The 26,738-nt window shown below is 67.1% G+C and carries 24 protein-coding genes; 14 read left to right on the top strand and 10 right to left on the bottom strand.

Going from position 1 to position 26,738, the window contains the following annotated elements:
- Window positions 1-83: 83 nt before the first annotated feature.
- On the bottom strand, window positions 84-1,508 hold the full coding sequence (gene hldE / locus BMY12_RS04685) for a bifunctional D-glycero-beta-D-manno-heptose-7-phosphate kinase/D-glycero-beta-D-manno-heptose 1-phosphate adenylyltransferase HldE (RefSeq protein ID WP_093282733.1): 1,425 nt from the start codon (window positions 1,506-1,508) through the stop codon (window positions 84-86).
- Between the two features lie 16 nt (window positions 1,509-1,524).
- Window positions 1,525-2,448: a branched-chain amino acid transaminase gene (locus BMY12_RS04680; protein WP_093282730.1), complete on the bottom strand. Its 924-nt coding sequence runs from the start codon at window positions 2,446-2,448 to the stop codon at window positions 1,525-1,527.
- 143 nt (window positions 2,449-2,591) lie between these two features.
- On the opposite strand from BMY12_RS04680, the gene BMY12_RS04675 reads away from it, so the two are divergent.
- From BMY12_RS04675 to BMY12_RS04665, 3 genes are all read left to right on the top strand, one after another.
- Window positions 2,592-3,668, top strand: coding sequence for a glycosyltransferase family 9 protein (locus BMY12_RS04675; RefSeq protein ID WP_093283208.1), 1,077 nt, complete (start codon window positions 2,592-2,594; stop codon window positions 3,666-3,668).
- 60 nt (window positions 3,669-3,728) lie between these two features.
- Window positions 3,729-4,463: a glycosyltransferase family 25 protein gene (locus BMY12_RS04670; protein WP_177188841.1), complete on the top strand. Its 735-nt coding sequence runs from the start codon at window positions 3,729-3,731 to the stop codon at window positions 4,461-4,463.
- A gap of 285 nt (window positions 4,464-4,748) precedes the next feature.
- Entirely contained in the window at window positions 4,749-5,792 is a 1,044-nt protein-coding gene (locus tag BMY12_RS04665; RefSeq protein WP_093282724.1) for a glycosyltransferase, read from the top strand.
- Here the strand turns inward: BMY12_RS04665 and BMY12_RS04660 are convergent.
- Entirely contained in the window at window positions 5,770-6,492 is a 723-nt protein-coding gene (locus tag BMY12_RS04660; protein WP_143068844.1) for a hypothetical protein, read from the bottom strand. The genes BMY12_RS04665 and BMY12_RS04660 overlap by 23 nt on opposite strands.
- 97 nt (window positions 6,493-6,589) lie before the next feature.
- On the opposite strand from BMY12_RS04660, the gene BMY12_RS04655 reads away from it, so the two are divergent.
- The 4 genes from BMY12_RS04655 to BMY12_RS04640 all read left to right on the top strand — a co-directional run bounded on the left by BMY12_RS04655 (window position 6,590) and on the right by BMY12_RS04640 (window position 10,926).
- On the top strand, window positions 6,590-7,690 hold the full coding sequence (locus tag BMY12_RS04655) for a glycosyltransferase (RefSeq protein ID WP_093282717.1): 1,101 nt from the start codon (window positions 6,590-6,592) through the stop codon (window positions 7,688-7,690).
- Window positions 7,691-7,924: 234 nt separating this feature from the next.
- Window positions 7,925-8,674, top strand: a complete 750-nt coding sequence (locus tag BMY12_RS04650) for a polysaccharide deacetylase family protein (RefSeq protein WP_093282715.1) — start codon at window positions 7,925-7,927, stop codon at window positions 8,672-8,674.
- Entirely contained in the window at window positions 8,671-9,699 is a 1,029-nt protein-coding gene (locus tag BMY12_RS04645) for an NAD-dependent epimerase (protein WP_093282712.1), read from the top strand. Before BMY12_RS04650 ends, BMY12_RS04645 begins: the two co-directional genes overlap by 4 nt.
- 123 nt (window positions 9,700-9,822) lie before the next feature.
- Window positions 9,823-10,926, top strand: a complete 1,104-nt coding sequence (locus tag BMY12_RS04640) for a glycosyltransferase family 4 protein (protein ID WP_093282710.1) — start codon at window positions 9,823-9,825, stop codon at window positions 10,924-10,926.
- A 178-nt stretch (window positions 10,927-11,104) separates the two neighbouring features.
- Here the strand turns inward: BMY12_RS04640 and BMY12_RS04635 are convergent, their stop codons facing one another.
- The 5 genes from BMY12_RS04635 to BMY12_RS04615 all read right to left on the bottom strand — a co-directional run bounded on the left by BMY12_RS04635 (window position 11,105) and on the right by BMY12_RS04615 (window position 15,588).
- On the bottom strand, window positions 11,105-11,902 hold the full coding sequence (locus BMY12_RS04635; RefSeq protein ID WP_093282707.1) for a glycosyltransferase family 2 protein: 798 nt from the start codon (window positions 11,900-11,902) through the stop codon (window positions 11,105-11,107).
- An 8-nt stretch (window positions 11,903-11,910) separates the two neighbouring features.
- Window positions 11,911-12,957 carry a glycosyltransferase family 9 protein gene (locus BMY12_RS04630; protein WP_093282704.1) on the bottom strand — a complete coding sequence of 349 codons (1,047 nt, stop codon included), beginning with the start codon at window positions 12,955-12,957 and terminating at the stop codon, window positions 11,911-11,913.
- A gap of 78 nt (window positions 12,958-13,035) precedes the next feature.
- Entirely contained in the window at window positions 13,036-13,995 is a 960-nt protein-coding gene (gene rfaD / locus BMY12_RS04625) for an ADP-glyceromanno-heptose 6-epimerase (RefSeq protein ID WP_093282702.1), read from the bottom strand.
- A 59-nt stretch (window positions 13,996-14,054) separates the two neighbouring features.
- Window positions 14,055-14,939 (bottom strand): glycosyltransferase family 2 protein, encoded by an 885-nt coding sequence (locus BMY12_RS04620; RefSeq protein ID WP_093282700.1) that lies wholly within the window; start codon window positions 14,937-14,939, stop codon window positions 14,055-14,057.
- Window positions 14,920-15,588 (bottom strand): sulfotransferase family 2 domain-containing protein, encoded by a 669-nt coding sequence (locus tag BMY12_RS04615; RefSeq protein WP_093282696.1) that lies wholly within the window; start codon window positions 15,586-15,588, stop codon window positions 14,920-14,922. The genes BMY12_RS04620 and BMY12_RS04615 overlap by 20 nt, the downstream gene beginning before the upstream one ends.
- A gap of 92 nt (window positions 15,589-15,680) precedes the next feature.
- Between BMY12_RS04615 and rlmKL the strand changes: the two genes are divergently transcribed.
- Entirely contained in the window at window positions 15,681-17,885 is a 2,205-nt protein-coding gene (rlmKL, locus tag BMY12_RS04610) for a bifunctional 23S rRNA (guanine(2069)-N(7))-methyltransferase RlmK/23S rRNA (guanine(2445)-N(2))-methyltransferase RlmL (RefSeq protein ID WP_093282692.1), read from the top strand.
- 198 nt (window positions 17,886-18,083) lie between these two features.
- On the top strand, window positions 18,084-18,797 hold the full coding sequence (locus tag BMY12_RS04605; RefSeq protein ID WP_143068843.1) for a hypothetical protein: 714 nt from the start codon (window positions 18,084-18,086) through the stop codon (window positions 18,795-18,797).
- Window positions 18,798-18,830: 33 nt separating this feature from the next.
- Here the strand turns inward: BMY12_RS04605 and dcd are convergent, their stop codons facing one another.
- Window positions 18,831-19,394, bottom strand: a complete 564-nt coding sequence (dcd, locus tag BMY12_RS04600) for a dCTP deaminase (protein ID WP_093282687.1) — start codon at window positions 19,392-19,394, stop codon at window positions 18,831-18,833.
- Window positions 19,395-19,475: 81 nt separating this feature from the next.
- Complete coding sequence (apbC, locus tag BMY12_RS04595; protein ID WP_093282684.1) at window positions 19,476-20,558, bottom strand: iron-sulfur cluster carrier protein ApbC; 1,083 nt, start codon at window positions 20,556-20,558, stop codon at window positions 19,476-19,478.
- A gap of 128 nt (window positions 20,559-20,686) precedes the next feature.
- Between apbC and BMY12_RS04590 the strand changes: the two genes are divergently transcribed.
- From BMY12_RS04590 to BMY12_RS04570, 5 genes are all read left to right on the top strand, one after another.
- Window positions 20,687-21,769, top strand: coding sequence for a capsular polysaccharide export protein, LipB/KpsS family (locus BMY12_RS04590; protein WP_093282682.1), 1,083 nt, complete (start codon window positions 20,687-20,689; stop codon window positions 21,767-21,769).
- Window positions 21,762-23,063 (top strand): glycosyltransferase family 4 protein, encoded by a 1,302-nt coding sequence (locus BMY12_RS04585; RefSeq protein WP_177188840.1) that lies wholly within the window; start codon window positions 21,762-21,764, stop codon window positions 23,061-23,063. Before BMY12_RS04590 ends, BMY12_RS04585 begins: the two co-directional genes overlap by 8 nt.
- A 49-nt stretch (window positions 23,064-23,112) precedes the next feature.
- The gene (locus BMY12_RS04580; RefSeq protein ID WP_093282676.1) at window positions 23,113-24,309 is read left to right on the top strand and encodes a polysaccharide biosynthesis/export family protein; all 1,197 of its coding nucleotides are present in this window, start codon (window positions 23,113-23,115) and stop codon (window positions 24,307-24,309) included.
- Between the two features lie 68 nt (window positions 24,310-24,377).
- Window positions 24,378-25,547: a glycosyltransferase gene (locus BMY12_RS04575; protein ID WP_093282674.1), complete on the top strand. Its 1,170-nt coding sequence runs from the start codon at window positions 24,378-24,380 to the stop codon at window positions 25,545-25,547.
- Between the two features lie 3 nt (window positions 25,548-25,550).
- Entirely contained in the window at window positions 25,551-26,732 is a 1,182-nt protein-coding gene (locus tag BMY12_RS04570; protein WP_093282671.1) for a KpsE/RkpR family capsule polysaccharide export protein, read from the top strand.
- The last annotated feature ends 6 nt before the right edge of the window (window positions 26,733-26,738 follow it).

Genomic DNA, 26,738 nt, shown 5'->3' with positions numbered 1-26,738 from the left:
TCCTGAACCTCCGCTTGTATCCTAGCGCCCGCTCGCGACGCCGGCTTGCCGCCGGTCAAGGTCGCACGATGCCGGCGGGCTTGTCAGCCGCGCGCCTTTTCGATCAGGCCGGTGGTCGAGTAGCCGTCGTGGAAGTCCAGCACCCGCACCTCGCCGCCGTTGGCGGTGACGGCTTCATAGCCGGCGATCTGCTCGGGCCGGTAGTCGCCGCCCTTGACCAGCAGATCGGGCAGCACGCGGCCGATCAGGCGCGCCGGCGTGTCTTCGCCGAAAGCGGTCACATAGTCCACGCAGCGCAGCCCGGCGAGCATTTCCATGCGTTCAGGCACTGCGTTGAGCGGACGGCTCGGCCCCTTGAGGCGCCGCACGGAATCATCGTCATTGACCGCGACGATCAGCAGATCGCCCAGCTCGCGCGCCGCCTGCAGATAGCGCAGATGGCCCACGTGCAAAACGTCGAACACGCCATTGGTCATGACGATGCGCTGGCCGGCGGCGCGGGCGCGCTGCACCGCCAGCAGCAAGGCGTCCTCGTCCAGCACGCCGCTGCCGGCGCCCGGATTCAGTGACTGCTCCAGCTCCTCGCGGCTGACGGTGGCGGTGCCCAGCTTGCCGACCACGATGCCGGCTGCTTGGTTGCCCAGACGGCAGGCGTCTTCCAGCGTGCTGCCGGCGGCCAGGGCTGCGGCCAGCGTCGCAATCACGGTGTCGCCGGCGCCGGTCACGTCGTAGACCTCGCGGGCGTGGGACGGCAGATGCAGCGGCGGCTGCCCCGCCGCAATCAGGCTCACGCCGCGTTCGCTGCGGGTGACCAGCAGGGCTTGCAGCTGCAGATCTTCGCGCAGGCGCTCGGCGCGCTGGACCAGATCGGCCTCGTCGCGGCAACTGCCCACCACGGCTTCCAGCTCGCTGAGATTGGGGGTGAGCAGGGTGGCGCCGCGATACGGCCGCCAGTCCGTGCCCTTGGGATCGATCAGCACCGGCCGGCCACGGTCGCGGGCGAAGCCGATCAGATCGGCCACGTCGAACAGCGTGCCCTTGCCGTAGTCGGAGAGCACCACCACGCCGCACGCCTCGAGCAGCGGCATGTAACGCTCCAGCAGATCCAGGCGGTCGAAGCTCACCCGTTCGCCCTGAATCTCTTCGAAGTCCAGGCGGATCAGCTGCTGGTTGCGCGACAGCACGCGCAGCTTGGTGATGGTCGGCGACTGCTCGCTGAGCACGAAGTGCGGCTGCACGCCCAGCGCCTCGCAGCGCGAAGCCAGCTGCTGCGCGGAATCGTCGCGCCCCACCACGCCGAGCAGATGCGTGCGCGCGCCCAGGCTGCTGACATTGAGCGCGACATTGGCGCCGCCACCGGGGCGCGCCTCCTCGCGGTTGATGCGCACCACCGGCACCGGCGCTTCCGGGGAAATGCGCGAGGTAAGGCCGAACCAGTAGCGGTCCAGCATGACATCGCCGGCCACCAGCACCGTGGCCCGGGTGAAATCCGGCAGCCTGATACTCATCGGGTTCTGCGCCGACTCAGATGTAGGCCAGCCAGTCGGGGTAATTGCCGTCCTGGCCCTGCACCAGCGACAGATACGCCGCCTGCAGCTTGGCGGTGATCGGACCGCGACGGCCTTCACCCACCGGACGGTTGTCCACCTCGCGGATCGGCGTGACCTCGGCGGCGGTGCCGGTGAAGAAGGCTTCGTCGCAGGTATAGAGCTCGTCGCGGGTGATGCGACGCTCGACGACCTTGTAGCCATGGTCCTCGGCCAGCTGCATCACGGTGCGGCGGGTGATGCCGTCCAGGGCGCTGGTGACATCGGGGGTGCTGAGCACGCCGTTGGTGATGACGAAGATGTTTTCCGCGCTGCCTTCGGCGACGAAGCCTTCCGGATCCAGCATCAGCGCCTCGTCGTAACCGTCGCGCAGCACCTCGTTGAGGGCCATCGAGGAATTCAGGTAATTGGCATTGGCCTTGGCGCGGCACAGCGAGGAGTTCACGTAGTGGCGCTGGAAGGAGCTGGTCTTGATGCGGATGCCGCGCTCCATGTTGTCGGCGCCCAGGTAAGCGCCCCAGGTCCAGGCCGCGACGATCACATGCGTCTGCAGACCGGTGGCGCGCAGACCCATGCCCTCGCTGCCGTAGAACACCATCGGCCGGATGTAGGCCGATTCCAGCTTGTTGGCGCGCAGCACTTCCTTCTGCGCGGCATTGAGCTGCTCGGCCGTGTACGGCATCTTCATCGCCAGAATCTTCGCCGAGTTGAACAGACGCTTGGTGTGGTCTTCCAGGCGGAAGATCGCGGTGCCCTTGGGCGTCTTGTAGGCACGCACGCCTTCGAAGCAGCCGACGCCGTAGTGCAGGGTGTAGGTCAGCACGTGCGTGGTGCACTCGCGCCAGGGCTTGAGTTCGCCGTCGTACCAGATATAGCCGTCGCGGTCGGCAAATGTGCTCATGCGCTGATTCCTGTGCCTGTAGGGTGGGCAGCCGCTGGGCCAGCGGCCGTGGACTTTGTAAGGGCGGCAATTATAGGGGCGCCGCCGCGGTGGCGGGAGCGCCGCGCTTGCATGCCCGCGCCGCCGCGGCGAGCATGCGCGCCATGTCACAAGCCACCACCGCGCTGACCCTGCCACCGCCCGCCGACCCGCAAGCCCCGCGCATTCTGGTGGTGCGCGTCTCCGCGCTGGGCGACATCGTGTTCGCCTCCAGCCTGCTCGATGGCCTGCGCCGGCGCTGGCCGCGCGCGCGCATCCACTGGCTGGCGCAGGCCGGACTCGCCGGCATCCTCCGGGAAGATCCGCGCGTGGACGAGGTGATCACGCTGACGCCGCAGACCCTCAAATCCCCCGCTGCGCTGTGGCGCCTGCGCCGGCAGCTGCGCGCGCGCCGCTACGACTACGTGCTGGAAGCCCAGGGTCTGTTCAAGTCGCGGCTGCTGGCGGCGCTGGCCGGCGGCACGCGCATCGGCTTCGCCTCCAAGGAACCCGGCAGTTTCCTGATTCATCATCTGCTGCCCAAAGGCGGCGAGATCCGCGACATCAGTTCCGAGTACCGCTATCTGGCGCAGCGCCTGACCGGCGAGTACGCCGGCCCGCCGCGACTGCAGCCGAGCGCGGCGCAGCGCGACAGCGTGCAGGCGCGCGCCCGCGCGCTGGGCCTGGCCGGGGGGTTCATCGCCTTCTGTCCGTTCACCACGCGGCCGCAGAAGCACTGGTTCGAATCGCGCTGGGCAGAGCTGGCCGGCGCACTGGCGCAGCAGGGCGAGACGCGGCCCATTGCGCTGTTCGGCGGACCGGGCGATGCCGAGGCGGCCGCCCGCATCCTCGCCGCCGCGGCGGTGCCGATCGTCAATCTGGTCGGCCAGACCAAGGTCGCCGAGCTGCCGGCCTGGCTGGCGCAGGCGCAGCTGGTGATTGGCGTGGACACCGGCCTCACCCACATCGGCATCGCGGTGCAGACGCCCACCGTGGCGCTGTTCGGCTCCACCTGCCCTTACCTGCAGCTGGGCAGTGCGGGCGAGGAGGCGCGCCTGCGCGTGCTCTACGAAGCCCTGCCCTGCTCACCCTGCCGCCGCTCGCCGACTTGCGAAGGCCGCTACGACTGCATGCGCCAGCTCACCGTGGACCGCGTGACTTCGGCCGCCGCCGGCTTGCTCCGTGCCGCGCCCGGCCGCTAGCATGCGCGCGCACCGCGCCGCCCCATTCGAATCACCCAGCTCCCGTCCGCGCATCACGGCTTGAAAATCCACGTCATCAATCTCGAGCGATCCGCCGATCGCCGTCAGCACATGCGCCAGCAGCTCGATGGGCTGGGCCTGGACTATGAATTCTTCAAGGCGACGGACGCTTCGCGCGGCGAACTGGCCGGTGTGTCGCGCTACGACGAAGCGCAGGCCTTGTGGAAACTGGGCCATCCCCTCAGCCCCGGCGAGCTGGGCTGCTTTGCCAGCCATTACCGGCTCTGGCAGCTCTGCGCCAGCAGCGGCGAGCCGCTGGTGATCATGGAAGACGACATCAGCATCACGCCCGAATTCGTGCAGGCCTTTGCGCACACCGGCGCGCTGATCGCGCAATACCATCTGATCCGGCTCTGCGGCCTGGTGCAACGCAAGCGCAAGCGGATCCGCGAACTCGGCAACGGCCATCAGCTGATCCGCTATCTGAAAGGCCCGTTCGGCACACAGTGCTACGCGCTGTCACCACAAGGCGCCCGCGCCCTGCTCGCTCACAGCCAGGTGTGGATCGACGCCGTGGACATGGTGCTGGACGCTTTCTGGACGCATGGTCTGGCCTGCTATGCCATCGTCCCCTATCACATCCGCCACGACGAGCCCGGCGTCACACCGGCCTCGCTGATCGGCAATTCGCGCTTCGAACAGCGTCGCAGTCTGGCGCGCCGGCTGCGGCGCAAGCTCACGCGCATGGGCGATCACCTCCAGCGCGACTGGTTCAATCTCTGGCATAGGGACTAGGGCCTGTTAACATTCAATTCGAGCGCCGCGTTGCTGCCGGAAATCGCGCCACGCAAGGCGCGAAACGCAGGCCTTGGCCCAAAAGCGATTGACGGGGCCAAGGCCAAGTTTCGCAACGCCGCACGGCGCAATTTCTGGCGCAACCCAAAGGGACGGGGCCGTTTTGCCGCAGGGCGGCGTTGGCAGCCGCTGGCTTGGAACCACCAAGCGGCGCGTCTGCCGCCTTGCCCTGCGGCAAAACGACCTCCGTCGCAGCCCCCAAAGTGAACGTTAACAGGCCCTACGGTGCACATCGTCCATTACTCGCCCAATCCCTATCCCATTCCGCCGGTCGGTTACGGCGGCACCGAGCGCGTGGTCTACTGGCTGGTGCGTGCGCAGCACGCCATGGGCCTGAAAGTCAGCGTGATCGGCAATCCGGCCAGCACCGTCGAACAGGTGCTGCCGGGCGTGACGCTGATTCCGCGTCACGGCGAGGAAACCCTGCGCGAGCTGCTGCCCAAGGATTGCGATGTGCTGCATCTGCACAAGGCACCGCCGGACCTGGAGACGCTGCAGCAGCATCCCTATGTGCTCACCGAGCACAGCGTGCGCCCGCCCGAGGTGAAGCTGCTGCCCAATGCGGTGTTCGTCTCGCAGGCGCATGCGCGCGTGCATGGCCGCTCCTGCTTCGTGCGCAACGGCGTGCCGGTGCAGGACTACCGCTACAGCGAAGAGAAGGACCGCTTCATGCTGTTTCTCTCGCGCATGGAATGGCCGCACAAGAACGCGCGCACCGCCATCGATCTGGCACTGCAGCTGAAGGTGCCGCTGAAGATGAGCGGCAAGTATCCGCCCTGGATCCGTCCCAAGCTCTGGGGCGACTGGTGCCGTCATCCGCTGGCGGTGATGCGCTATGTGCAGCGTCTCGGCTACATCGATGGCGAGCAGAAGCTGCAGCTGCTGGCGCGCGCGCCCTTCCTCTTCCACGCCGTGAACTGGCACGAGCCCGGCGCCATCGCCGTGCTGGAAGCCCTGGCCAGCGGCACGCCGGTGCTGGCCACGCCCAATGGCTCGCTGGCCGAATTCGTCGAGCACGAGCAGACCGGCCTGATCGTGCACAACTACCAGGAAGCCCTGGACGCCAGCCGCCGCCTGCTGGACCTGACGGCGCAGGAACACCGCGAATGGGCGCAGCGCTGCCGCGAGCGTGTGGCCCGCATCGAAGATACGGTGAAGGGTTATCTCAAGCTCTACGAGCGGGTGATGGCCGGCGAAACCCTGTCCACGCCCGATGAGCGTCGGCCGGACACGCCGCGCCCGATCATCACGGTGCAGAAGGGCGCTTGAGCCATTTGAAGCGCCAGAAGGCCTTCCAGGCACGGCGCAGTCCGGCGCGCAGTTCCAGGCGCTGCGCCAGCTCCAGATAGCGGTGCGGCCCTTGATAGCGGCCGTCGAGCACATCCTGGCAGATGGCGCGAAACAGCGGCGTGTAGCGATCATGCCGCGACTGGAACAGATGCATCACGCCGCCTTCGTAGAAGGTGCCGATGCCGAACAGCCGCTCGCCATCGAGCTGCCACATCGGAATCAGGCTGGCGGTGGGCTGCAGCAATTCGATGGCAATGCCATGTTCACGCGCCACGCGGCTCAGGCTCTGCGCGACATCCTGTTGCGCGTCGGACTGCGCTGACGGTCGCCCCATGCGCTCCCAGGTCGCCTTGCTGATGCTCATGAACATCGGCGCCGCATAGACGCTGCGGTCCTGCAGATAGTTGGCCACCTGCGCACACCCGAACAGGCGCCCTTCCTGCGCCGCCAGCCGCGCGCGCTCGACGATGCCGGCATTGAGCGCGATGCAGTCGATATCCACGATCAGCAGGATGTCGTCCGGCGCCGCGGCTTCGAGCATCGCGTCCAGCCAGAGGCCATGCGCCATGCCCGTGCGCTCCTGCTGCTCGATGACATAACCCAGTTTGGCGAACACCTCGCGCTGCAGACGCACGAACTCGCGGTCCACGTTGTTCCAGTACATCGACAGGATTCGCATGGGTCTTTCAGGCTCTGCGCAGCGGCGGGCTGTGGCGACGGGCGGCCAGTATAATGGAGCCTGTTCCCCTCGCTTTTTCGCAGATCACAGACGGCCGATGCTCAAGCTGATGCACGTTGAAGGCGGCCCCAACTTCTATGGTGGCGCGCGCCAGGTGGCGTTTCTGGTCGAAGGCCTGGCGCGGCGCGGCGTGGAAAATTTCGTGGTGGTGCCGCAGGACTCGCTGACCGCACGGCGCATCGCGGCACTGCCGGTGCACTGCCTGCCGATTGCCATCGGCGGCGATCTCGATCTGGGCCTGATCGGCCGTCTGCGCCGCCTGATCCGCCAGCACCGTCCGGACATCCTGCATCTGCACAGCCGCCGTGGTCCCGAAGTGCTGGGCGCGATGGCTGGTCGGCTGGAAGGCGTGCCGGTGATCTATTCACGGCGCATCGACAATCCCGAAACCCGCCTGCTGGTGCCGCTCAAGTACCGGCTGTATGACCGCGTGATTGCGATCTCGCAGGCCATCGCTGACGTGCTGGCGGCGCACGGTGTGCCACGCGAGAAGCTGCGCGTGGTGCGCAGCGCCTTCATGCCGGAAGCGGTCGAGCCGCTCAGCCGCGAGGCGCTGCGCCATGAACTGGGCATGCCTGCCGACAGCTTCGTGGTTGCGGTGATTGCGCAGCTGATCCGCCGCAAGGGCCATGCGCTGCTGCTGCAGGCCATGCCGCAGCTGCTCGCCGCGATTCCGAATCTGCGCGTGGTGTTTTTCGGCAAGGGCCCGCTGGCCGAGGAGCTGCAGGCCGCCATCCAGGCGCAGAAGCTCAGCGAGCGCGTACAGCTCGCCGGCTTTCGCGAAGACCTGCCGCGCCTGATCGGTGCGCTGGATCTGGTCGCGCATCCGGCCTATGCCGAAGGCCTGGGCGTGTCGCTGCTGCAGGCCTCGGCGGCGGGTGTGCCGATTGTGGCGGCACGTGCGGGCGGCATACCCGAGGCCGTGCACGAGGGCGTCAATGGTCTGCTGGTCCCGCCGGGCGATGCGCAGGCCCTGGGCCAGGCCATCATCACGCTGGCGCAGGACCCGGCGCGTCGCGCAAGCATGGCCCAGGCCGCGCGCGCGCTGATCGCCGGCGAGTTCTCGGTGGACACCATGGTCGAGGGCAATCTCGCCGTCTACCGCGAGCTGCTCGCCGAAAAAGCACGATCCCGGTAGGCGCGGGCTTGGCCGCACGATCGGCCGATCAAGCGCAAAGAATCACGCAGAGACGCAGGGACGCAGAGACTCCAAGTAGAAAATGATTGTCATGCCCGCGCAAGCAGGCATCCAGTAGCACTCTTACTGAGCTTGCGGCGCCCGATCACGGGATTCCCGCTTGCGCGGGAATGACAAAGCTTTGCCTTTTTCGCCTCACGCCTCACGTCCCGCTGCCGCTAAAATCACGGCCCTATGCGCGGCATCAGCATCTTCATGTATCACCAGGTCGGGCGTTTTGCGCCGATGCGGACGCATCGTGCCAGTTACTGCGATGTCGGCCGCTTTGCCATGCAGATGCGCTATCTCAAGGCCGTCGGCGCACAGGTGCTGTCGATGAGCCAGGCCTGCACCCTGCTGCGCGAAGGCCGCGAGCCGCCGCCGCGCGCCGTGGTGCTCAGCTTCGACGATGGCTGCGACAACTTTTACGAATACGCGCTGCCGATTCTGCAGCAGCACGGCTTCCCCGCGATTCTCTACGCCATTGCCGGCATGGCGGGTGGTCGCGGCGAATGGCTGGCGGCTGACGGCCATCCGGTGCCAACCCTGATGAACTACGCGCGCCTGCGGGAACTGCCGGCGCGCGGCGTGGAAGTGGGCAGCCACGCCTATCACCACATCCGCCTGCAGGGCCTGCCGGCCACGCAGCTGCAACAGGAGCTGGTGGGCAGCAAGCGCCGGCTCGAAGATGAAATGGGCCGCGCGGTGCCGCATTTCTGCTACCCCTACGGTTCGCATGATCTGGCCACGGTCGAAGCTGCCGCCGAGGCCGGTTATGTCTCCGGTGTGACCTGTCAGCGCGGCGCCGCCACCGCTGACTTCGATCCCCTGGCCCTGCCGCGCAAGGCCATCTCCTACGGTGACAATGTGCTGGGCTTCGCCTTCAAGCTGCACGCGAAGAACCAGCCCAAGGGTCAGGCCGTCAAGCGAAACACACTGCCATGAAAATTCTCGTCACCGGCTGCGCCGGCTTCATCGGCTTTCACACCGCGCAGCGCCTGCTGGCGCGCGGCGATGAGGTCATCGGCCTGGACAACCTCAACGACTATTACGAAGTGAGCCTCAAGGAAGCGCGCCTGGCGCAGCTCCGCTGGCAGGCAAGCTTTCGCTTCCACAAGCTCGACCTCGCCGACCGCGCCGGCATGGCCGAGCTGTTCGCCCGTGAACGGCCGCAGCGTGTGATTCATCTGGCGGCGCAGGCCGGCGTGCGCTACTCGCTGCAGAATCCGCACGCTTATGTGGACAGCAATCTGGTGGGCTTCATGAACGTGCTGGAAGGCTGCCGCCAGCACGGCGTGGAGCATCTGACCTACGCCTCGTCCAGCTCGGTATACGGCCTCAACAGCAGCATGCCGTTCTCGGTTCGGCAGAACGTCGATCATCCGATCAGCCTCTACGCGGCCAGCAAGAAGGCCAATGAGCTGATGGCGCACAGCTACAGCCATCTCTACCGTCTGCCCACCACCGGCCTGCGCTTCTTCACGGTCTACGGCCCCTGGGGCCGGCCGGACATGGCACTGTTCCTGTTCACGCGCGCGATTCTCGAAGGCCGGCCCATCGATGTGTTCAACAACGGCGATATGCAGCGCGACTTCACCTACATCGACGATATCGTCGAAGGTGTGGTGCGCACCTCGGACCATGTGGCCAGCGCCAATGCACAGTGGCACGGCGCCACGCCCGACCCTTCCTCGTCCTCGGCGCCCTATCGGCTCTACAACATCGGCAATCATCGGCCGGTGCCGCTGCTGCGCCTGATCGAACTGCTGGAACAGGCGCTGGGCAGGACCGCGCAGAAGCGCCTGCTGCCGATGCAGGCCGGTGATGTGCCCAGCACCTATGCCGACATCGACGCACTGCAGCAAGCCGTCGGGTTTTCCCCGACCACCCCTATCGAGACCGGCATCCCGCGTTTCGTGGCCTGGTATCGCGAGCACTACGGCGTTTCGGAAAGCTTCCCGAAAGCCTGATGCCGCCTTGCGATACCTGCAGTCAGAACCCCTGCGCCGCGTAAGCACAACATAAGTTTGCAGGCCTAAGGTAGCGGCCCTGCGCAACCGAGCGCGGCAGACCGGCAGGGGCGGGACCGTCGCATGAAAATCGTCGTGGTGATGCATAGCCACAAGCTGGGTGGCGCGGAGCGTCATGTACTCAAGCTGCTCGACGCGCTGCGCGCGCGCGGCCATCTCGTACATTTCGCTGGCCCGCACAACGGCTGGCTGGGCGAGCAGGTGCTGGCCCGAAACATTCCCAGTCTGCATCTGCCGATGCGGGGCATGTACGACGCGCTGTCGGCGGTGAAGCTGGCGCGTTATCTGCGGAAGGTCGATGCCGACATCGTGCACGGCCATTCCATGCGCGGCACGCGCTACGCGACCTGGGCCGGACATCGCGTCGGCGTGCCCGCCGTCGGTACCGCGCACTCCACCACGGCCGGGCGCTGGCTGGCGGATACGCAAGCCCTGATTCCGGTGTCCTGGGCGGTGCACCTCAGCCTGCGCCAGCAGGGCTATGGCCGCTCGCTGGTGGATCCCATCTATCCCGGCATCGCCGACAGCGGCGTGCTGACCCTGAGCCAGCGCCGCGAATCGCGCGCCGCCCTGGGCCTGAAGGATGAGGACTGCGCGCTGGTGATGCTCGCGCGTCTGATTCCGGACAAGGCTCAGGATCTGGCCATCGCGGCGCTGAGCCGCCTGCGCGATCTGCCGCTGCAGCTGTTCCTGTACGGCGATGGCGATGCGGACTGGCAGGAACAGCTCAAGGCGCAGATCGAACGCGAACAGCTGCAAAGCCGCGTGCGTTTCCTGGGACAGCAGCAAGAGGCCAGCAAGACGCTGGCGATGTTCGACATCTTCCTGCAGCCTTCGCGGCGCGAGGCCCTGGGACTGAGCCTGCTCGAAGCCAGCGCGCAGGCCCTGCCGATCGTGGCCAGCGAGGTCGGCGGCATCCCGGAAGTGATCGAGCACGAATACAACGGTCTGCTGGTTCCCGCCAACGACGCCGAGGCGCTGGCCGCCGCCATCCGCCGCCTGCACGCCGATCCGGCCTGGGCCGCCGGGCTGGGCGCCGCCGCACGCCGCCGCTTCCTGCAGGAGTTCACGGTGAACGTGATGGCCGCGCGCATCGAAGCGGTGTACAAGCGCGCGCTGCACCCCTCGCACCCGGCGGCGCTGTCGCCGGCCAGCCGGCCGCACTAGTGCAGCGCGCGCTGCACTAGTGTCGTGAGTCAGAAATTCGCATGCGAATTCGCCGGTCTTTTTCGCGTCTGGCGGCGTTGCGCCTCCTCGCCATAGTCACCACTATGCCTCGTCGGCGCGCCTTGCCAGCCACGAAAAATCCTCGGCGACTTCATCAAGGAACTTCTGACTCACGACACTAGGTTCCGGATACTGGCGGCGACTCCAGGCTCAGGCTCGCCAGATAGGCGTACTTGAGAAACGCGTAGTGCGCCAGCAGCAGCGCCAGCTGCAGGCCAGGCGCACCATCGCGCCACAGTCCGCGCAGCAGCAGCTGCACGAACAGCTCCCAGCCGCCGCGCAACATCGCCATGCCCAGGCTGGCGCGCTTGCCGGCGGCGTACTTCTGCTGCGCGATCAGCCAGGCGTATTCGCTGTGCTTCTCATAGGCATGCCGCAGGTTGCGGAAACTGTGATGCGGCAGCCGCGCCTGCAGCAGCCCGGTGGGGCCCGGCGGCAGTATCGGCGCTTCATGCACCGGCAGCGGCGGCCAGCGCAAGCCTTCGCGACGGAACAGGCGCGTCTGCGGTGATTCGAAGCGGCCATGCCGGATGCGCGCACCCAGAAACCAGAATTCCCAGCGCAGCTGCCAGCTGCCGCAGGCCGGCTGCGCCTGCGCCAGCAAGGCATCGATCTCGGCGCGCAGCTCGGGCGTGGCGCGCTCGTCGGCATCGATGGAGAGAATGTAGTCGCCACTGGCTTTCTCCAGCGCACGCTGCCGCTGCGCGCCATAACCCGGCCAGTCGGTTTCATAGACTTGCGTGCTGTAGCGCCGCGCGATGGCCACGGTGTCATCGCGGCTGCCGCTGTCGAGCACGATCAGCTCATCGACCCAACCGGCCAGTGACTGCAGGCAAGCTTCGATGCGGTCCGCCTCGTCGCGGCAGATCAGCAGGGCCGAGAGACGGTGCCGGCGCGGCGGACGGGCGCTGAGCATGGTGGCACTCAGTCGCGCAGACAGCGCTGCGCCGCCTGCAGCAGCTGCTCGGGGCTGATGTCGAGTACGCCCTGCTCATCGTGCTCGCTGGACACGAAGGCCTCGCTGCCGGGTTCATCGGCAATCCATTCCGGCGTGCCGCGATGCTGGCGGATCCAGGACACGGTCGGCACGCCGAACAGGCGCGCGACGTGCACGCCGCCGGAGTCCGGTCCCAGATGCAGCGCGGCGCCGGACACCAGTCGCAGGAAGGACACGGTGTCCAGATCACCGGCGAACAGCGCGGCGGGCTCGAACCGCAGCAGCGGCGCCACCGCCTGCCATTTGCGCGACTCGCGCGCGCCGGGCCCCAGCGAAACCACGATGGCACGCGCCGGCTGCAGCTGCGCCAGCGCGTTGAGTGTCGCGGCCACCTGCGCATCCCGCAGCCCGCGCCGGTCTTCAGATGCGAAGGGACTGACGTGCAGATACGACTGTCCGGCAAGCGCCCGCACCCGCGCATCGACCAGCTCCCAGGGCGGTGGCTGGGCATTGAAATGCGGACGGCCACTGCGCGTCGGCGGCAGTGCCGGCACGCCGGCGTCGCGCAGCGCTTCCAGTTTCTGTTGCCACATGGGCCGGTCCGAATACCTGGCGCTGATCTCGCGATTGTGCATCAGGCGCCAGTGCAGCAGCCGCCCCTTGCGCGGCACGCGGCCCACGCGCAGCGCCGCGCCGGAGAGACCCGTGATCCAGCCGGAACGGTCATTGGAGCTGCTGTTGAGCACCAGATCGAAACGCTCGGCGCGCAGCTGTGCAATCAGCGCGCGGTGCTCGGCGAAGTTCGGCTTGCGCGGTATCACCGGATAGCGCCAGACACGATCCACCCAGGGCGTGGCGACGAACAGATCGGCGACATGCGCACGCGCCATCACCTGCAGTTGCGCCTGCGGCAGTGCCGCGCGCAGCTCGTTGAGCGCGGGCAGCAGCTGCACGTTGTCACCCAGGCCCAGGAGTTCCACCACCAGAATCTTGCGCAGGCGCCCGCGATGCGCGCCGAAGTCGAAGGCTTTCATCGATCTTGCGTGGCCACTTACGGCCGGTTGGCGGCGCGCAGTGGCAGCCGGGGGACCGGATTCTGCGCCGCAGTGCTTTCAATCACCCTGCCGTGCCAGCGCTTGCAGATAGCGCTGCGCACCGGCTGCCACATCGAGAAATTCCTGCGTGCACCCAGCCGCGCGCAGGCGACCCAGATCAGCCTGCGTGTAACTCTGATAAGCCCCTTTCAGATGCTCGGGGAACGGGATGTAACGGATGCTGCCGCGCCCCAGCGCGGCGATCACCGCTTCGGCTGCCTCACGGAAGGTCTGGCTGCGGCCGGTGCCGGCGTTGAAGATTCCGGAAACCTGCGGATGGCGCCAGAACCAGAGATTGAGGTCCACCACGTCGCCGACGTAGACGAAGTCGCGACGCTGTTCACCGTCGCCATAACCATCACAGCCTGCGAACAGCCGCGCTTCGCCGCTGTCGAGAATCTGCTTGCGGAAATGCCAGAACACACTGGCCATCGCGCCCTTGTGCTGCTCACGCGGGCCGTAGACGTTGAAGTAACGCAGGCCCACCACCTGCGAAGCCGTCGGTCCCAGCTGGCGCAGATACTGATCGAACTGCCATTTCGAATAGGCGTAGGGATTGAGCGGATGCTCATGGGCCGGGTCTTCGGCGAACACCGCGCCGGCACCGTACACCGAGGCACTGGAGGCGTAGATGAAAGGCCGCGCCTGCTCCAGACACCAGTGCAGCAGGCGCTTGGAGTAACGGTAGTTCACCTCCATCACATAGCGACCGTTCCACTCGGTGGTGGTGGAACAGGCGCCTTGATGAAACAGCACCCGCGGCGGCGGCAGGGCGCGGCGCTCGACCAGCTCGGCGAAGTCATCCTTGTCCAGGTAGTCGGCGATCTGCAGATCGGCAAGATTGCGGATCTTGTGGCCATCCGTCAGGTCGTCGACGACGATGATGTTGCGCTCGCCGGCGGCATTGAGCGCGGCCACCAGATTGGCGCCGATGAAACCGGCGCCACCGGTGACGATGATCGATTCAGGTTTGTGCATGCACTTAGTGTCCGGTGTACCCCGCCAGCAAGGCAAGCGGCCATCGCCGTCGACCGTGATCAGGGCGGCGCGTCGGGTGTGGCGGTCTCGCGTCGCTGCCGCTTGTCGGGCATGAACTCGGCGCGCGGCGCGGCGCCGCTGGCGCGCAGGCTCCAGAGCGCGGCGTACTTGTGAAACGCGTACTGCGCCTGGATCGCCGACATCAGCAAGCCGCGCCGGCCATCCAGCAGCGCGCCGCGCAGCAGATACTGCATCAGGAACTCGCCCAGGCCGCGCAGCAGCGCGAATTCCAGCGAGGCCCGCTCGCCGCGCGCATGCTTTTCCTGCGCCAGCAGCCAGGCGTACTGCGTGTGCTTGTCCACCACATGGCGGTAGTCGCGGAAGCTGTCATGACGCAGGCGTCCGCGCAGCACACCCACCGCGCCCGGCGGTCGGCGCAGCTTTTCATGCACCTGGGCCTGCGGGTATTCGGCGCCCTGCCGGCGGAACAGGCGCAGCTGCGGCGCCTGGAAGCGCCCGAAACGCAGCGGCCGGCCCATGAAGATCGGCTGCCAGCGGATCAGGTAGACCGCGCAGCGTGGCGTCTGCGCCGAGAGTTCGGCGTCGATCTCGGCGCGCAGTTGCGGCGTGACTTCCTCGTCGGCATCCACGGTGAGCACGTAGTCGCCGCGGCACAGGCGTAGTGCGCGCTGGCGCTGCGGCCCGAAGCCGGGCCAGTCGGTCTGGTAAACCTCGCTGCTGTAGCGGCGCGCGATGTCCACCGTGCCGTCACGGCTGCCGCTGTCCAGCACCAGAATCTGGTCGGCCCAGCCGGCCACCGAACGCAGCGCCGCCTCGATGCGGTCGGCCTCGTCGCGGCAGATCATCAGCACCGAGAGACTGTGCCGGCGCGGCGCGCGCGCGGCGAGCGGCCGGGGATCAGGCTCAGGCAGCGACGTCGTCATAGCGGTAGCCGAGCAGTTCGATATCACGGTGGAAATGCTCGGCCACCATCTGCGCGGTGCGGTCGTTGTAGTAGCTGCGGTAGTCGTTCGCGCGGTCGGTGGCCTGGCGCTTGTGCGGCAGGCGCAGCGTCGCCACGCCGATGCGCTGGCAGATCACCTCGAAATGCTCCTGCATGCGCTCGTAGCGCCCGAGGTAGTCGATGAGCATGCGCCCGTGCAGATCGACCAGATAGTCGGTCTGCGGCGTCATCACCGTGTCCAGGTGGTACTGCGGCGGCCGGTTCGGGTCCAGCTTCCAGCGCAGGAAATCCTCGAAGTCCTCATGGCCCTGCAGCAGATGCGGGCGCTCGCGCTTCAGGTGATGGTAGGAGCTGACCTGCAGATCCCAGGGATTGCGCACGAAGGCGAACTTGAACAGCCCGGCGAAGAAGTCCTGCGGCAGCATCTCCTGCGCGCAGATGATCTTGGCGTGGCGCGGCAGCTTGGCGGCGATGCGGTGCCCGGTCAGGTGCGAGAGGCGCGAGCAGACGAACTGCGCCAGATAGTAAGGGTCCTTCCACTGCACACTCTTGAGTGCGGCACGCACGCTGGTGCCGCCGGTCTTGGCGATGTGCACGTAGAGAAAGTTATGGCGGTTGCTGAGCAGCATGCGTCGCAAAGATTTGGAATAAGCTTATTATCCCGCGTCGCGGCGCCTTTGTGCATCCCGGGTGCGGCAGACCATTTCAGCGATAATGCCGCATGTCCTCCCTGCCCCTGTTTCTCACCTGCCCGCGTGGCGTCGAACCCCTGCTCATCGAAGAGCTGCGCAGCCTGGGAGCCAGCGAGTTGCGGGAGGCGCGCGGCGGCGTGCATGCCCTGGGCAGCACCGAGATCGCCTACCGCGCCTGCCTGTGGTCGCGCCTGGCCAGCCGCGTGCTGCTGCCCCTGCTGCAGATCCCCATCGGCGATGCGCAGGCGCTCTACGAGGGCGCGCGCGGCTACCCCTGGACCGAGCTGTTCGCCAGCCATAGCCGCTTCGCCATCGAGGTGGCCGGGCGCACGCCCGGCATCGCCAACACCCATTTCGCGGGGCTCAAGCTCAAGGACGCGGTGGTGGACGCCTTTCGCGCCGCCGGCCAGGAGCGGCCCAACGTCGATACCGAAACCCCCGACATCCGCCTGCATCTGCATCTGGACCGCACGCAGGCGTCCTTGAGCCTGGACCTGGCCGGCGACAGCCTGCACCGGCGCGGCTATCGCGCGCGCGGCGTCGAGGCGCCGCTTAAAGAGAATCTCGCGGCGGCAATCCTGGCCCGCTGCGGCTGGGCCGAGCTGGCCGCGCAGGGGGCGGCGCTGCTGGATCCGATGTGCGGCTCCGGCACCCTGCTGCTGGAGGGCGCGCTGCAGGCTGCCGACATCGCCCCCGGCCAGCTGCGCCGACGCTGGGGCTTCGAGGCCTGGCTGGAGCACAAGCCGGCGCTCTGGCAGCGCCTGCGCGAAGAGGCCGAACAGCGCCGCCAGACCGGCCTGGCGACCCTGAAACCGCGCTTCTTCGGCTATGACCTGGACCCGCGCGCGGTGTCGGCGGCGCGCGCCAACGCCGAGCGTGCCGGTCTGGGCGCGGCGCTGCGCATCGAGGTCGGCGACGCGGTGGCCGCGCGGCCGCCAGAAGGCATGACCGGCCTGGTGGTCACCAATCCGCCCTACGGCGAGCGCCTGGCCAACGAGGCCGAGCTGATCAAGCTCTACTCGCTGCTGGGCGTGAGCCTCAAGCAGAACTTCCCCGGCTGGCGCCTGGGCTTCTTCACCTCGCGTGAGGATCTGGCGCAGCGCCTGGGCCTGCGCGCCGAATCCCTGCACGCCCTGTACAACGGCGCCATCGCCTGCAAGCTGCTGCGCTTCGAAATCCACGGTGAAGGCGCCGCCGAGCCGCCGGCCCCGGACTTCGTCAACCGCCTGCGCAAGAACCTCAAGCACCTGGGCAAGTGGGCCAAACGCGCCGAGGTGAACAACTACCGGCTCTACGACGCCGATCTGCCCGAGTACGCGGTGGCGGTGGACCTCTACACCACCGTGGACGGCGATACGCATGCCCATGTGCAGGAATACGCCGCCCCCAAGACCGTGGACCCGGCGCGCGCCGAGAAGCGCCTGCGCGGCGCCCTGGCCGGCATCCAGGACGTGCTGGAACTGCCGCCCGCGCGCCTGCACTACAAGTTACGACAGTCGCAGAAGGGCGATGCGCAGTACCAGCGCCAGGCCCAGGCCGAGCGCGAACATGTGGTGCTCGAACATGGCTGCAAGCTGTTCGTGAACTTCGAGGATTACCTGGACACCGGGCTGTTTCTCGATCACCGGCCGATGCGCCTGCGCCTGCAGCGCGAGGCCGCCGGCAAGCGCTTTCTGAACCTGTTCTGCTATACCGGCGCCGCCAGCGTGCACGCCGCCCAGGGCGGCGCGGCCTCGACCCTGTCCATCGACCTGTCCAACACCTATCTCGACTGGGCGCAGCGCAATCTGCTGCTCAACGACCACCATTCGCGGCTGCTGGAGCGCCCCCCCCAGAGCGGCGAAAAGCTGGCCCGTCACACCCTGGTGCGCGCCGACTGCCTGCGCTGGCTGGCCGACGAGGCGCGGCTGACCCATCCGGCCCAGTTCGACCTGATCTTCCTGGACCCGCCCACCTTCTCCAACTCCAAGAAGATGGACGGCGTGCTGGACATCCAGCGCGATCATGCGCAACTGATCCAGCAGGCGGCGGCGCTGCTGGCGCCCGGCGGGGTGCTGTACTTCTCCACCAACCGCCGCGGCTTCAAGATCGACGACAGCCTGAACCAAAGGCTGGAGCTAAGGGATATCAGCGCCCAGACCCTGGACGAGGACTTCCGTCGTCCCCCCCCGGCGCACCGGTGCTGGAAGATTGGCTTTAAGCCTACAGGCGCAGACGTTAATCATTCGTTATGATCGGGCGGAAACCTGTTTATTGAAGCAACGCGGGAGAGGCCCTTGGGGGGATTTCAGTGCGCGCAGGACCTGATTGTGACAGCAGGGTCCGGGAAGTGCCGCGTACGAGGTAAACCACAATGGTCTATGCATCCACCGCGCGCGGCAGGGGAGCTGTTGCCCGACGCTCATATAAGTTCCACATCAAGGAATGCGCTGATGTTCCGATTGCAGACCGCATTTGCCGTACTGGCCCTGGCGGCGACCATGTCGAGCCATGCCGCTGCCAACACCGCACTGTGCAAGCTGTTCGCCAAGCAGCAGTGGAGCGAACAGGGCACGCAAACCCTGGACGATTGCCTGCGCCTGATCGACGGCCAGAGCGTGGACCGCAACGCTGAGAATGCGCTGCGCTTCGGTTCCTGGGGGGACACCCTGCTGGCCGCCGATCTGTCCGTCTATTACCGCTCCGAGAACGGCGGTGCCGACTGGATCGCCATCGGCGCCAAGAACCACTCCATCGATCCGGCCACCATGAGCTCGCGGGCGCCGCCGCCGGCACCGACGCCGCGTCCGCGCCCGGCACCGGTTGCGTATGTGGCGCCGACACAGCCAGTACCCTTGGTGATGCCCACGGCCGCGGACGTGGCCGCTGCTTCCGCGCGCGACGCCGGGGAAGTCGATGCCTACACCAGCCTGGGCGTGGCCAAGGAGCAGCGCAACCGCTGCGAACTGATGGTGCAGCAGCTCTGGCGCGTGCAGCCCGAGAGCAGCCTGGAAGACTGCGCCCGCACCATGGAATATCGCGGTTCCTATGACCGCAACGGCCAGCTGCGCGCCTACTGGGGCAGCGTCTACCTCACCGCAGACCCCAAGTCGATCTACGTTTCCAAGAACGGCTCGAACTGGGTGCGCCTGCGCGAGCGCAAGTAAGCCCGGGCAAGGCCCGCCGCAGCAGGCCGGGCCTCAGGTCTTGGGCAGGGTGACGCCGGTCTGGCCCTGGTACTTGCCGCCACGATCGCGATACGAGGTCTCGCAGACTTCGTCGGATTCATAGAACAGCATCTGCGCCACGCCTTCGTTAGCGTAGATCTTTGCCGGCAGCGGCGTGGTGTTGGAAAACTCCAGCGTCACATGCCCTTCCCACTCCGGCTCCAGCGGCGTGACGTTGACGATGATGCCGCAGCGCGCATAAGTGCTCTTGCCCAGGCAGACCACCAGCGTCGAGCGCGGGATGCGGAAATATTCCACGGTGCGCGCCAGCGCAAACGAATTGGGCGGGATGATGCAGACATCCGAGCGCACGTCCACGAAGGATTTCTCGTCGAAGTTCTTCGGATCGACGATCGTGGAATTGATGTTGGTGAAGATCTTGAACTCGCTCGCGCAGCGCACGTCGTAGCCGTAGCTGGACGTGCCGTAGCTGATGATCTTGTGGCCATCCACATGCCGCACCTGGCCCGGCTCGAAGGGCTCGATCATGCCTTGGGCCGCCATGCGCCGGATCCACTTGTCGGATTTGATGCTCATGCTGTTTCTTGTCTGGTGAAATTGCATTGTAGGGCGGCGCGGCCGTCGGGGCGCGCAGACCACCTTGGCAGGCCTTGCGTATCAGTCGTCGCTGATCTCGATGCTGGGGAACACGTTCGCCGGCAGCCCGTAAGCCAGGCGCGCCGCAGCCAGGCGCGCGATGTCGCGATAACGCTGCGCCAGTTCGGAGTCCGGCTCGGCGGCGACCGTGGGTTTGCCGCGGTCGGCCTGCTCGCGGATGCGCAGTTCCAGCGGCAGCTGGCCCAGCAGCTCGCTGCCGTACTGCGCGGCCATGCGCGCACCGCCGCCTTCGCCGAAGATGGCTTCGTGATGACCGCACTGGCTGCAGACGTGCCAGGCCATGTTCTCGACGATGCCCAGCACCGGAATCTCCACGCGACGGAACATCTGCAGGCCTTTGCGCGCGTCCAGCAGCGCGATGTCCTGCGGCGTGGTGACGATGATGGCGCCGGCCACCGGCATGCGCTGCGAGAGCGTGAGCTGGATGTCGCCGGTGCCCGGCGGCATGTCGACGACCAGATAGTCGAGGTCGTCCCAGATGGTTTCGCCCAGCAACTGGTTCAGGGCCTGCGTGGCCATGGGGCCGCGCCAGATCATCGGCTGATCGTCGTCCACCAGAAAGCCGATCGACATCACCTGCAGGCCGTAGGCCTGCAGCGGGTGCATGCGCTTGCCGTCCGGCGAATCCGGCCGCTGCCCGGCCAGACCCAGCATCTGCGGCTGGCTGGGGCCATAGATATCCGCGTCCAGCACGCCCACGCGCGCACCTTCGGCGGCCAGCGCCAGGGCGAGGTTCGCCGCCACCGTGGACTTGCCGACACCACCCTTGCCGCTGGACACCGCAATCAGGTTGCGCACACCGGGCAGGGCCTGCAGATTCTTGCGCAGGCCCACGGCTTCGACGCGCCAGCTCAAGGCCAGGGCCGCGTCCACTCCCAGGCTGCGGCCGACGTGCGCCGCCAGTTCGGCCAGCAGCGTCTCGCGGATGCCGGCGGCGGGAAAGCCCAGCTCCACATGCACCCGCACATGGTCCTTCTCGGGCTGCGCCTCGCGCACCGCGCCAGCCGCCACCAGGCCGCGACCGATCAGGGGGTGGACATAGGCGTCCAGGCAGTTCAGCAGGGTTTCGCGGCTCACAGACATCGCGGCAGAGGGAATCGAGGCGGGGCGGCAGTCTACACCGAGACCGGCCGCACACTGCCAGGTCCCCGGCCTGCCCGCTTGTTGCTACCATCGCGCTCGCCGGCGCCCGCCGCCGGTCGGGCCGCACCATGAATACGACAAGATCGACGCCGCAGGCCGAAGTGATCGGCATCAAACCCTGGAAGCGCTGGCAGATCGACCCTTTTCTGCAGCGCCTGTACGCGCGCTGGCATTACGCCGGCTCCGCGGATGCAGCTCTGCGCCGGCAGGCGCGTCACGGCGGCGATCTGCTGATCTGGGCGGCGCGCGAACCCGCCGACTTTGCCGCCCGCGCCCAGGCGCAGCAGGCGCGCGTGATCCGCATCGAGGACGGTTTCCTGCGCTCCGTGGGCCTGGGCTCCAATCATGTGGGCGGGGCCTCGCTGGTGTTCGATGAGCGCGGCATCTACTTCGATCCGCGCCAGCCCAGCGCGCTGGAACATCTGCTGCAGAACCAGACCTTCAGCCCGGAGCTGCTGCGGCGCGCCGCAGCGCTGCGCGAATTCCTGGTGCGGCACGGGCTGAGCAAGTACAACGTCGGCGCCCCCAGCAGCCACGCGGCGGCGCGCGATGGCCGCCCGCGCATCCTGGTGCCCGGCCAGGTGGAGGACGATGCCTCCGTGCGCCTGGGCGCCGCCGGTCCGCGCACGAACCTGCAGCTGCTGCGCGCGGTGCGCGAACAGCAGCCAGAAGCCTGCATCCTCTACAAGCCGCACCCCGACACCGAGGCGCAGACCCGCGCCGGCCATGTGCCGGAGCATGAGGCGCTGCGCTACGCCGACCAGGTGCTGCATCACACCGGCGCCGCTGCCGCTCTGGCCCAGGCCGATGCCGTGCACACCATGACTTCGCTGATGGGTTTCGAGGCCTTGTTGCGCGGCCTGCCGGTGACCGCCTGGGGCCAGCCCTTCTACGCCGGCTGGGGGCTCACCGAGGACCGCACGCCCCTGCCGCGCCGCACTCGCCGTCTGCAGCTCGATGAACTGGTGGCCGGCGCGCTGATTCTGTACCCGCGTTACATCGACCCGCGCAGCGGCGCCGCCTGCGAGCCGGAAGAGATTGCCCGGCAGCTGGCCGAGGCCGGCAGCGGCCTGGCCGATGCCTCGCTCATGCGCCGCGTGGCGCGGCTGTGTCGGGGCTGGCTGCGCTCGCAAGGCCTGCGTCATGGCTGAACCGCTGACCGTGTACTTCGATGCCACACGCCTGCTGGCGCGCGGCACCCACAGCACGCCGACCGGCATCGACCGCGTCGACCTGGCGTATGTAGAGGCCCTGCATCGTCACCCGGACTTTGTGCTGCGCCTGATCGGCTTCGACGCGCTGGGGCCGCGCGTACTGACCCCGCGCAAGGCCGAGGCCCTGATCGAAGCCCTGCTGCAACGCTGGCGGCAGCGGGCGCCGGCGCGCACGCAACGGCATCCGGTGTTCACCTGGCTGCAAAGCCCGGAACTGCAGACGCGGCCAGCGCTGCCACCCAGCGCCGCACCCGGCCGACTGCAGCGCCTGCGGCAAAGCCTGCGCCCCGGCGTTTCCACCCTGCGCGCGCCGCGCCTGCGCGCGCTGCCCGACGACGGCAGCGCGGTGTATCTCAACACCTCGCACGGCCAGATGTACCGCCGCGTGGTGGCGCGCTGGCTGGAGCGCAGCGGTATCGCCAGCGTGTTCTTTGTGCACGACCTCATCCCCATCGAATATCCCGAGTACAACCGTCCCCGCGAAGCCGCGCGTCACGCCGCGCGCCTGCAGACCATCAGCCGCCAGGCGCGGCAGGTGCTGGTGAACTCGCAGGCCACCGCCACGGCGCTGCACCGCTACTGGGAAAGCCGCGGCGCGCGCCTGCCACCGATCCACGCCCTGCCGCTGGGCGTGGATGTGCCGCAGCCCGGCACGCAGCCGCTGCACACGCCGCGTCCGTACTTCGTCATGCTGGGCACGCTGGAGCCGCGCAAGAATCATCTGCTGATCCTGCAGTGCTGGCGGCGCCTCATCGAACAAGACCCCGAACGCGCCCCGCGCCTGGTGCTGATCGGCCGGCGCGGCTGGGAAAATCAGGCCGTGTTCCAGCTGCTGGATCGCGCCGAAACGCTCAAGCGCCACGTGGTCGAATGCAGGGATCTGAGCGACACCGAAGTTGCCGACCTGATCCGCGGCGCCCGCGCCCTGCTGATGCCCTCCCACGCCGAGGGCTACGGCCTGCCGGTGGTGGAAGCCCTCAGCCTGGGCACGCCGGTGCTGGCTTCGGATATTGCGGCGCATCGGGAGGTTGGCGGTGACTATGCACAGTATCTCGATGCGCTGGACGGACCCGGCTGGATGCAAGCCATCGCCACACTCCTGAACCGCGACTCGCCTCATTGCCGCCAGTGGCAGGACCGGCTGCAGAATTACCGCGTCCCTGACTGGGCAATGCATTTCTCAAGCGCACTGCCACTGCTGCACAGTGCGCTCAGCGGCGAGCTTGCCTGAACTTGCCGCTTGCCCGGACACTTCGACCCTAATCCCCATCAGTAACGGCATGCATACTATTCACGCTCTCCTCACCCCGCGTAGCGCGCTGCTGTGGCCGGCACTGGGCTGTGCGCTGCTCAGCGCCTGCGCTTCACTGCCCAGCGCAGGGCCGCGCACTGCAGAAATCCGTGCCGAGGCCCAGACAGAGGGACCACGACCATTTGAGCTGGTGGACCTCAGCCCCGACACGGTGGCCGCGCTGGCCCGACGCCAGCGGGCGAGCCTGATGCTTGCCTTCGGTGACAGCGCGGCAATGCCCGCCCTGAGCATCGGCCCCGGGGACGGACTCAGCCTCACCATCTGGGAGGCCGGCTCCGATCCTCTGTTTTCCGCCGCGAACGTCGGCCTCGCCGCCACTGCGAGCGGATCTGCACGTGCGGTCAGCATCGCCGAACAGATCGTCGGAGGCGACGGCAGCATCAGCGTGCCCTTTGCTGGCCGCGTCAGAGTGGCAGGCCTGAATGCGGCCCAGGCTCAGGAAGCCATCGAACGCGCGCTGGCCGGCAAGGCCCAGAAGCCTCAGGTCATCGTCAATCTTTCGCGCAACGTCAGCAGCGCCGTGACCGTCATCGGTGAAGCCGCCGGCGGCACCCGCATTCCGCTTTCGGCGCATGGCGAACGACTGCTCGAAGTGCTGGCTGCCGCAGGCGGCGCTCGCGCGCCCAGCTATGAAACCCAGATCGAACTGACACGTGCAGGCAAGACCGTTGCCGTACCGCTGGAGCAAGTGCTGAGCGATGCCCAGGAAAACATCACGATGCAGGCCGGTGACCTGCTGGTCGTCACCCGCCGCCCGGAAACCTTCACCGCTTTCGGCGCCACCGGTCGCAACACCCTGATCAACTTCGAAGCCCGCCAGCTGAACCTGATCGAAGCCGTGGCCAAGGCCGGCGGCTTGCAGGATCAGCGCGCCGACCCGCGCGGCATCTTCCTGTTCCGTTATGAACCCCGGGAGCTGGCCGCGCGCCTCGGGGCACAACCGGAAGCACTGCACGAAGCGCAAACCGTGCCCGTGGTCTACCGGCTGGACCTCACCAAGGCCGGGGCTTATTTCCTGGGGCAGAATTTCGCCCTGCAGGACCGCGACATGCTTTACGTCGCCAATGCACCTGCCACCGAGCTGGAGAAGTTCCTGCAGCTGATCGGGCTGGTTTCGCAGCCGGTGGTGAGCGGCGTGCTCGTCGAAAACGCAACGCATAACTGACGCCCGGCTCCTTGGCCTTCATTCACCTGAAACCCATGTTGCGCTCAAGCCTCTGGCGACGCAGTCGCATGCATGACCTCTATCTGCAGATGCGCCTGCAGCGGCTGCGTCGCAAGCAGCTGGGTGCGCAGCGGCGCGAGGTCCAGCCTGATGATGGCGCCATCATCGTCGGCGCACTCTCAAGCGTCAGCGGCATCGCCACCGGGGCCCGCCTCATGGCGACCCGCCTGCGGGCGCAAGGCCTGACCTGTCGCAGCCGCGATCTGACGCAGGAGCTGCACATCGCCGCCAAGCTGCAGGCATCGAAGGATCTGTCGCCCACCGATCCGCTGCCGGCTTTGCCGCGTGTTGTCCACTTCAATCCTCCGCACTTCGCACGCGCCCTTTCCTGTCTGGGCCGACGGGTGTTCGACGAGCCGGTGGTGGCCTACTGGGCCTGGGAGCTGCCGGCCGCTCCAGGAAACTGGCGCCCCAGCCTGGCATTGGCAGACGAGGTCTGGGTGCCATCGCCTTACGTCCGGGATGCCTTGCTGCAGAGCTTCGGGGACGACCCGGTTCTGCCCACGATCCGAGTGGTTCCTCATCCGATGCCGGCCGCAATGCCCCGGCCCGCTGCAGCCGTTCGAGCGCAGATCCGTCAGCGTCTGAGCCTGAGTCCCGCCGATTTCATCGTTGGCTTCAGTTTCTCGACGCTGGCCGGCGTGCGTCGAAAAAATCCGCAAGGCCTGATCGGGGCGTTTCGCCTCGCCTTTGCAGGCCGGGAACGTTCGGCTCGGCTGCTGCTGCGCGTGGTAGACGCCGCCAAGCAACCTGGGCTTTGTGCCGAGCTTCGAACTGCCGCAGGACAGGATCACCACATCCACATCCTGGATAGCGAGCAGCTGAGCATCGAAGACTTCTACGCCGCCATCGACATTCTGGCCTCGTTGCATCGGGCCGAGGGCTACGGCCTGCTGCTTGCCGAAGCACTGAGCAGAGGTATTCCCGTACTCGCCACGCAGTGGGCATTGCCCGAGCCGCTCAGCAGCCATCGCCTGTTCAAGGCGGTTAGCTCGGAGCTGATTCCGGTTGTTGATCCGCAAGGGCCCTACCGGCGTCATGCGAAACAACTCTGGGCCGAGCCGCACATGGCGTCTGCAACAGCCGGCCTTCGGGAACTACACTCGGCCTGGCGGAAGGCCCATGGCCACTACCCAAACGCCGACAATTCTTCCTCTTCCAACATCCGCCACGCCTGAGCAATGGACGACGACCAAACCCTCAGCGAGCCGTCTATGGCCAAGCCCGAGACGCCCGCCACCGCCCCGCCTTCTACCCTGCAGGACCTGCGTCGCTGGCTCCACAAGTATCGCAGCGCACTGCTCTTGCTTTGGTTGCCCACTGCGCTGACCGCCATCTACTACCTGCTCATCGCCTCAGACCTGTACGCGTCCCAGGCAACTTTCGTGGTCCACAGCCAGACGCGTGCACAAATCTCGCCGCTGAACAGCCTGCTGCAGACGACGGGGATCGGCCATGCGCAAAACGAGGTGTATTCGGTCAACGAATTTCTCGTTTCGCGCGACGCCGTGAAGGCGCTGCAAGCTCGACTTGCGCTGCGCACGCTGTTCAGCAGACCGGAAGCCGATTTCTTCTCTCGCTATCCGAACCCGCTTTTTGATCGCAGCGAAGAGGATCTGTTCCGCTACTACCAGGGTAAAGTGAAGGTGGCCTACGACGCCACGACTGGACTCTCGACGGTGACGGTGAAGGCTTTTCGCGCCGAGGATGCGCGGACGATTGCCAATCTGCTCATCGAAGCAAGCGAGTCCCTGGTCAACCGACTCAACGAGCGCGCCCGCGGCAATGCCGTCAAAGATGCCGAAACCGATGTGGGCTTGGCGCAGGCGCGTGTGATCGAAGCGCAGAAACGCCTGCTCGGCTACCGTTCACGCGAAGCACTTCTTGACCCTGGCAAGAGCTCCATTGCGCTGTTTGAAACGGTTGTGAAACTCAAAAGCGAACTGGCCGCCGTGCAGACGCGCCTGGCGGAGATCGAACGCTCCTCACCGGATAGCCCCTTGCGCTCGAGCCTCCAGGGCCGCGTCAACGCCCTGCAGAGCCAAATCAATACCGAGCAAGGCAAGATGGCTGGCCGAAGCGGTTCCATGGCGCCGAAGATTCCAGAGTATGAGCAGTTGACCTTGCAGCAGGAGTTCGCCGCCAAGGGCCTTGCCTCCGCAATGGCTTCTCTGGAGTCAGCCCGGGAGGAAGCACGCCGGCAGCAAGTCTATCTGGAGCGTGTTGTCGAACCCAATTTGCCGGACAAGGCCGAGTATCCCAAGCGCCTGAAGTCCATTCTCATTGTGTTCATCAGCTGCTTTCTTGCCTATTCGACCGGCAAGCTGCTGCTCGCCGGCATTCGCGAACACGGCCAGCTCTAGGGCAAG

Source organism: Solimonas aquatica, from assembly GCF_900111015.1.
GTDB classification, from domain to species: domain Bacteria; phylum Pseudomonadota; class Gammaproteobacteria; order Nevskiales; family Nevskiaceae; genus Solimonas; species Solimonas aquatica.
The sequence above is the reverse complement of the archived record's forward strand: the minus strand, read 5'-3'. Positions and strand labels throughout refer to the sequence as shown.